The sequence below is a fragment of the Streptococcus sp. HMSC056C01 genome (assembly GCF_001811305.1).
Lineage (GTDB): Bacteria > Bacillota > Bacilli > Lactobacillales > Streptococcaceae > Streptococcus.
In genome coordinates, this window is record NZ_KV804219.1 from 53148 (window position 1) to 59971 (window position 6824).

General features: G+C 36.0%; 5 protein-coding genes and 2 pseudogenes. All 7 read left to right on the forward strand.

The annotated features are described in order from the left end of the window. Nucleotides 1-9: 9 nt before the first annotated feature. Nucleotides 10-972 (forward strand): capsular polysaccharide synthesis protein, encoded by a 963-nt coding sequence (locus HMPREF2795_RS09975; protein ID WP_075228805.1) that lies wholly within the window; start codon nucleotides 10-12, stop codon nucleotides 970-972. Between the two features lie 6 nt (nucleotides 973-978). Next, nucleotides 979-2394, forward strand: a complete 1416-nt coding sequence (locus tag HMPREF2795_RS09980) for a flippase (RefSeq protein ID WP_075228806.1) — start codon at nucleotides 979-981, stop codon at nucleotides 2392-2394. Nucleotide 2395: 1 nt separating this feature from the next. Continuing rightward, entirely contained in the window at nucleotides 2396-3394 is a 999-nt protein-coding gene (locus HMPREF2795_RS09985) for an acyltransferase (RefSeq protein WP_075228807.1), read from the forward strand. Nucleotides 3395-3406: 12 nt separating this feature from the next. Beyond that, the gene (glf, locus tag HMPREF2795_RS09990; protein WP_075228808.1) at nucleotides 3407-4507 is read left to right on the forward strand and encodes a UDP-galactopyranose mutase; all 1101 of its coding nucleotides are present in this window, start codon (nucleotides 3407-3409) and stop codon (nucleotides 4505-4507) included. 56 nt (nucleotides 4508-4563) lie between these two features. Then, nucleotides 4564-4683, forward strand: a pseudogene (locus HMPREF2795_RS09995) (sugar phosphate nucleotidyltransferase); the annotation flags it as partial. Then, nucleotides 4683-5453: pseudogene (gene rfbD / locus HMPREF2795_RS10000) on the forward strand (dTDP-4-dehydrorhamnose reductase); the annotation flags it as partial. The pseudogenes HMPREF2795_RS09995 and rfbD, both read left to right, overlap by 1 nt. Nucleotides 5454-5695: 242 nt before the next feature. After that, nucleotides 5696-6824, forward strand: a 1129-nt coding sequence (gene ftsA, locus HMPREF2795_RS10005) for a cell division protein FtsA (RefSeq protein WP_075228809.1), incomplete at its 3' end; no start/stop codon positions are given.

A 6824-nucleotide genomic window follows, 5' to 3' on the forward strand; every position in this document is an offset into this window, starting at 1 on the left:
GGAGTATATATGATACATAAAATTATTAATCGATTATCACTTACGATTCAACATCTTAGTGGCGATAAACCATTTACTATCAAATTAGTTAATGCATATGTAGAACTATTAAGAAATACAAAATCTAGAGAATTAAGAAATTATGTAATAAAGAAACACATTAAAAAAACTACGAATTTTTCCCAAATTAAAGAAGTTTTTCTGGAGAATAGTAATACTTTAATACAAAAAACTGAATTTCCTAAATTTATCTGGACTATGTGGTGGCAAGGAGAAGAGAATGCACCTGAGTTAGTCCAAAGTACACTCTATTATATTAGAAAATTTGCTGAAACTAATGGTTATACGACAGTAGTTATTGATAAAAATAATATAGATAAGTATCTAGTAGTTCCTGAATTCGTATATGCAAAGTTGGAGAAGGGTAGTATAGGTGTTGCAAATTTTTCAGATTTAATCCGATTTATGCTAATGGAACAATATGGAGGAATTTGGTTAGATTCAACGATGTATGTCCATCCAGATTTCCCTATTGAAATATTAGAAAGAGAATTTTCTTCGATAAATCATAGGGATAATTCCAGCCAATCAATGGATGACAATATAACAAATAAACGCTGGGTTTCATTTTGTTTGAGTGGAGAGAAAGGGAACATTGTTTCCCGAGCAATGCGAGCTTTTTTATTAGATCAAATTGAAAATAATAAAGTATTACCTGATTATTTTATAATTGACTTTGGTTTAGATTATCTATATGATGAATTTGAAGAGATAAGGGAAATAATAAAAAGTATCCCTAGATATTCTAGTCAAGAAGACATCTTTTGGTTGAGAATACATAGTAAAGATAGTTATAACAAAGAAGAATGGAAAAATGAAACGAAAAAAAATCAACTTTTCAAAAGTAGTTATAAAGAAGATGAAACAGTGAAAGATAGTTATTTCGACTATCTTGTTAAAAGAAAGTTATAAAGTAAAATGAAAGTAATAAAAAACTATGCTTACAATCTTTCATATCAATTATTGGTAATTATACTCCCTATTATTACAACACCTTATGTAACACGGGTTTTTAGTTCTAATGATTTAGGGACATACGGATACTTTAGTTCGATAGTTACTTACTTTATTTTGCTGGCTAGTCTTGGCGTTGCTAACTATGGTACTAAGGTAATCTCTGGAAATCGCAAGGAGATTGAAAAAAACTTTTGGGGGATTTACTCATTGCAACTGGGTGCAACGCTTCTTTCTCTGTTCTTGTACCTTGTTCTTTGTCTAACTCTTCCTTTTATGCAAAATCCAGTCGCCTATATTTTAGGATTGAGTTTGGTTTCGAAAGGCCTAGATATTTCCTGGCTCTTTCAAGGGTTGGAGGATTTTCGAAAGATTACTGTTCGAAATATCACGGTCAAACTCGTTGGTGTCATCTCTATCTTTCTCTTTGTTAAATCTGCAAACGATCTTTATCTCTATGTCTTTTTGTTAACCATATTTGAACTCTTGGGACAACTCAGTATGTGGTTGCCGGCTCGAGACTTTATCGGCAAGTTTCATGTTGATATAGAATACGCCAGACAGCATTTGAAGCCAATTATTTTATTGTTCCTACCACAAGTTGCGATTTCTTTGTATGTTACCTTAGATCGTACCATGCTTGGAGCGCTTGCTTCTACAAAAGACGTTGGCATCTACGATCAGGCCCTAAAATTGGTAAATATTCTTCTAACCTTTGTAACTTCATTGGGAAGTGTTATGCTGCCACGAGTATCTCATCTGCTTGCGACAGGTGAACGTAAGGCAGTAAACAAGATGCATGAGATGTCTTTTTTGATTTATAATTTACTTATTTTTCCGATTATGGCTGGGATTCTGATTGTGAATGATGATTTCGTTCAGTTCTTTCTAGGACAAGATTTTCAAGATGCACGCTATGCAATTGCGATTATGGTTCTCAGGATGTTCTTTATTGGTTGGACTAATATAATGGGAATTCAGATGTTGATCCCCCATAACCAAAATAAAGAATTTATGATTTCAACAACAGCTCCAGCCATTATTAGCGTTGGATTGAATCTATTATTCCTACCCAAGTTAGGTTATATAGGAGCAGCCATTGTCTCTGTTTTGACAGAGGCGCTAGTTTGGGTAATTCAATTGTACTATACTCGCAGATATCTAAAAGAAGTTCCTATTATTGGATCAATGGCAAAAATTGTACTCGCATCGGCTATCATGTATGGCCTTTTGTTAGGTTCAAAAACAGTTATTCATTTTTCACCAACCTTAAATGTTATAATATTTGCAGTTCTTGGTGGAATCATCTATCTTTTTGCAATTCTATCTATGAAAGTGTTAGATGTGAAAGAATTAAAACAACTTATTAGGAAAAACTAGAATGAGAAAAATTAGAAATATCAATCTAGATTTAATAAAAGTGCTTGCCTGTGTTGGAGTTGTTTTACTTCATACAACAATGGGCGGATTTAAAGAGACAGGCTCATGGAATTTTTTGGCATATTTATATTATTTAGGTACCTACTCTATTCCCCTATTTTTTATGGTCAATGGTTATTTATTGTTAGGAAAGAGAGAGATAACTTATCCCTACATACTCCAGAAAGTAAAATGGATTCTAATAACAGTGTCATCATGGACACTTATCGTATGGCTTTTTAAACGAGATTTTACAACTAATCCAATCAAAAAAATTGTAGGTTCTTTGCTACAAAAAGGTTATTTCTTTCAGTTTTGGTTTTTCGGTGCACTAATACTTATCTATCTATGTTTGCCGATTTTGAAAAAATTTCTAAATTCAAAAAGAAACTATTTATACCTTATTTCTTTATTGGTCGCTATTGGGGTGATTTTTGAGTTATCAAATATTCTACTTCAAATGCCGATACAAACATATGTTGTACAAACTTTCAGATTATGGACCTGGTTTTTCTATTATATTTTAGGTGGTTTTGTAGCGCAATTTAATGTGTGTAGTCTCAAATCAAGGTTTAAGAATTGGATGAAAATAATTAGCCTACTTTTGTTATTGATTACACCAATAATAATGTTTTTTCTAGCGAAAACAATTTATCATAATCTTTTTGCTGAATATTTTTATGATATTCTATTCGTAAAGATTGTAACTTTAGGCATCTTTTTGACAGTATTCACACTTGATTTGAATGGAGATAAGAGTAAATGGATTGTTTCTCTTTCTAATCAAACTATGGGGGTTTTCATAGTACACACTTATATTATGAAGATGTGGGAAAAACTATTTGGTTTTAGTTTTGTAGGGGCATACTTACTATTTTCTATATTTACATTGTGTGTAAGTTTCATTGTTATTAGAATGTTAATGAAAGTTCCTTATCTTAATCGAATCATTAAATTATAAAAAGGAGAAAAAATGTACGATTATCTTATCGTTGGTGCAGGTTTGTCAGGGGCAATCTTTGCACACGAAGCCACAAAACGTGGCAAAAAAGTAAAAGTGATTGACAAGCGTGATCACATTGGTGGAAATATCTACTGTGAAAATGTTGAAGGTATCAACGTTCACAAGTACGGTGCTCACATTTTCCATACTTCAAATAAAAAAGTTTGGGACTATGTCAACCAGTTTGCTGAGTTTAACAACTATATTAACTCACCAGTAGCCAACTACAAGGGCAGTCTATACAATCTTCCCTTTAATATGAATACATTCTACGCTATGTGGGGAACCAAGACTCCGCAAGAAGTTAAGGATAAGATTGCCGAGCAAACGGCTGACATGAAAGATGTTGAGCCTAAAAACCTTGAAGAACAAGCTATCAAGTTGATTGGTCCAGATATCTACGAAAAGTTGATCAAGGGATACACTGAAAAACAATGGGGCCGTTCAGCAACAGACCTTCCACCATTTATCATCAAACGCCTTCCAGTTCGCTTGACTTTTGATAATAACTACTTTAATGACCGTTACCAAGGAATTCCAATCGGTGGGTACAACGTCATCATTGAAAACATGCTTAGTGATGTTGAAGTGGAACTAGGAATTGACTTCTTTGCAAATCGTGAAGAACTCGAAGCATCAGCTGAAAAAGTTGTCTTTACAGGAATGATTGACCAGTACTTTGATTACAAACATGGTGAGTTAGAATATCGCAGTCTTCGTTTTGAACACGAAGTCTTGGATGAGGAAAACCATCAAGGAAATGCAGTGGTCAACTACACAGAGCGTGAGATTCCTTATACTCGTATCATTGAGCATAAGCACTTCGAGTATGGTACACAACCGAAGACAGTCATTACTCGCGAATACCCAGCAGATTGGAAACGTGGGGATGAGCCATACTATCCGATTAACGACGACAAAAATAATGCTATGTTTGCCAAGTATCAAGAAGAAGCAGCCAAAAATGATAAGGTTATCTTCTGTGGGCGTCTAGCAGACTATAAATACTACGATATGCATGTGGTCATTGAGCGTGCACTTAGTGTAGTAACGGATGAGTTTGGTTACTGAAACTTGCATTTTTAACAATTTAATTATTGTAAAACAACAAATAAAGGTACCCTATTATGAAAGGTATTATTCTCGCAGGTGGTTCGGGGACACGTTTATATCCGTTGACTCGAGCTGCATCAAAACAACTGATGCCGGTTTATGATAAACCGATGATTTACTATCCACTTTCAACTTAGATGTGGCTGAGATGGACATTACCGATGCAGCAATGGTGGAGAAAGTTTTTGAAGAGGTGAAACCGACTTTAGTATATCACTGTGCGGCCTACACCGCTGTTGATGCAGCAGAGGATGAAGGGAAAGAATTGGACTTTGCCATCAATGTGACAGGGACAGAAAATGTCGCAAAAGCATCCGAAAAGCATGGTGCAACTCTAGTCTACATCTCTACCGATTATGTATTTGACGGTAAGAAACCAGTTGGACAAGAGTGGGAAGTGGATGACAAACCAGATCCCCAAACAGAATATGGTCGTACTAAGCGTATGGGAGAGGAGCTTGTAGAAAAACACGTTTCAAACTTCTATATTATACGTACTGCCTGGTTTTTTGGAAATTACGGTAAAAACTTCGTCTTCACGATGCAAAATCTTGCTAAAACTCATAAGACATTGACAGTTGTAAATGATCAATATGGTCGACTAACCTGGACGCGTACCTTGGCCGAGTTCATGACTTTCCTAGCTGAAAATCGCAAGGAATTTGGTTATTATCATTTGTCAAATGATGCGACGGAAGACACAACTTGGTATGACTTTGCAGTTGAAATTTTGAAGGATACAGATGTCGAAGTCAAGCCAGTAGACTCAAGTCAATTTCCTGCCAAAGCTAAACGTCCACTAAACTCAACGATGAGCCTTGCCAAAGCCAAAGCTACTGGATTTGTCATCCCAACTTGGCGAGATGCCTTGAAAGAATTTTACAAACAGGACCATAAAAAATAGCCTTACTTTAGGCCAAAATGTATACAGAAAGAGAGAGAAGAGAGATTCTCTTTCTTTTTTTGTTTGCTCGTATATGCAATCGTCGGATAATTATAAAAATTCAAGAAAAAGCTTGTTTAAATGTTAGAAAATTCGAGCACGAATGTTTTTTTTGTGTTATAATATTCTGTGAGTAGTTATGCCTTGGTGTAGCTATTAAAAATAGAAGTGTGAAACTGGGAAGATAGAGAGGACACAGTGTAATGACTAGAAATGGTTTTTTTACAGGCTTAGATATCGGAACTAGCTCTATTAAAGTGTTGGTTGCAGAGCTTGTAAATGGTGAAGTAAATGTAATTGGCGTGAGCAATGCCAAAAGTAAAGGTGTCAAAGATGGGATTATCGTTGACATCGAAGCAGCAGCGACTGCTATTAAGTCTGCAATTTCTCAAGCAGAAGAAAAAGCAGGAATTTCAATCAAGTCTGTAAATGTTGGTTTGCCAGCTAATTTGCTACAAGTGGAGCCAACTCAAGGCATGATTCCAGTGACATCAGATACAAAAGAAATTACGGATCAAGATGTCGAAAATGTGGTCAAGTCAGCCTTGACTAAAAGTATGACTCCAGACCGTGAAGTTATCACCTTTATTCCAGAGGAATTTGTCGTAGATGGATTCCAAGGAATTCGTGATCCTCGCGGGATGATGGGTGTGCGTTTGGAAATGCGCGGTCTCTTGTACACTGGCCCACGTACGATCCTCCACAATCTTCGTAAAACTGTTGAGCGTGTAGGCGTTCAAGTCGATAACGTGATTATTTCACCTCTTGCAATGGTTCACTCTGTCTTGAATGAAGGTGAACGTGAGTTTGGTGCGACTGTTATCGACATGGGTGGTGGGCAAACGACTGTTGCCACTATTCGCAACCAAGAACTTCAATATACAAATGTTAACCAAGAAGGTGGCGATTATGTCACAAAAGACATTTCAAAAGTTCTCAAGACTTCTAAGAAAATTGCAGAAGGTCTAAAACTGAACTATGGGGAAGCTTATCCACCACTAGCTAGCAAGGAAACATTCCAAGTTGAAGTGATCGGTGAAGTTGAACCAGTTGAAGTAACTGAAGAATACTTGGCTGAGATTATTTCAGCAAGACTTAAGCACATTTTTGAGCAAATTAAGCAAGACTTGGAAAGACGTCACCTGTTAGACTTGCCAGGAGGTATTGTCTTGATTGGTGGAAATGCTCTTCTTCCAGGTGTCGTTGAATTGGCCCAAGAAGTATTTGGAGTACGTGTTAAGTTATTCGTACCAAATCAAGTGGGTATTCGCAATCCTGCTTTTGCCCATGTCATCAGCTTGTCAGAATTCGCTGGTAGTCTTACTGAAGTGA